General features: G+C 69.5%; 1 protein-coding gene. It reads left to right on the top strand.

Annotated features, from left to right (window positions below; all coding sequences use genetic code 11):
• Positions 1-833 (top strand): type VI secretion system Vgr family protein (locus MA04_RS21730; RefSeq protein WP_262462854.1); only part of this gene is annotated, 833 nt, incomplete at both ends.

Below are 833 nucleotides of genomic sequence, written 5' to 3'. Positions count from 1 at the left end.
TTCCGCCAGGGGGACATCGACCAGCCAGTAGTCATCGGCCAACTCTACAACGGCGAAGTGAAGCCGCCGTTCGGCGTCGCCCGGGAAGACGGCACCAACCACGCCGGCACCGTCAGTGGCCTGCAAACCCGGGAGCACGACGGCCAGGGCGACCACAGCCCGACCCTGCAGCGTCTGCTGCTGGACGACACCCCGAAACAGGTGAGCGTGCGGCTGGAAACCAGCCTGGCCCGCAGCGGCCTGGGGCTGGGCTATCTGGTGGATTACAGCGTCACCCCGGGACCCACCCGGCGTGGCGCCCTGCGCGGCCAGGGCTGGGAACTGGCCACCCAGGCCTGGACCACCGTGCGCGCCGGCCGTGGATTGCTGATATCGGCCAGCGCCAAGGCCAAGGGCCAGGGCACCCAGATGGAAATGAACGAAGCGGTGGCCCAGCTCAAAGGCGCGGAGCGCACCGCCCAGGCCCTGCATGACGCCGCCACCGCCGCCGGCGCACCGGGCCTGGCCGGCAACGCCGCGCAAACCGCCTTCCGTGAAGCCCTGGACCCGCAAGTCGACGGCCGCTACACCGCTCCGGTGGCGGGCCAGTCGCCGTTCAAACCGAAGCCCGGCAGCCGTGAAGACAGCGACCAGCCGGTGGAAACCTTCGCCGATCCGAAACTGGTATTGGAAAGCCCGGACCACATCGTCCTCAACAGCGACAAAAGCGCCGCCGCCATGGCCGGCGAGCACCTGCACATCACCACCCAGAGCGACGGCCACATCAGCGCTGGCGATAACCTCGCCCTGGCCAGCGGTGGCAGCGCCGGCCTCTACAGCCACAAAGGCCCGCT

The sequence above is a fragment of the Alloalcanivorax balearicus MACL04 genome, assembly GCF_025532145.1.
Classification (GTDB): Bacteria; Pseudomonadota; Gammaproteobacteria; order Pseudomonadales; family Alcanivoracaceae; genus Alloalcanivorax; species Alloalcanivorax balearicus.
Note: the sequence above shows the minus strand (reverse complement) of the source record. Positions and strands in the feature narration are given on the sequence as shown.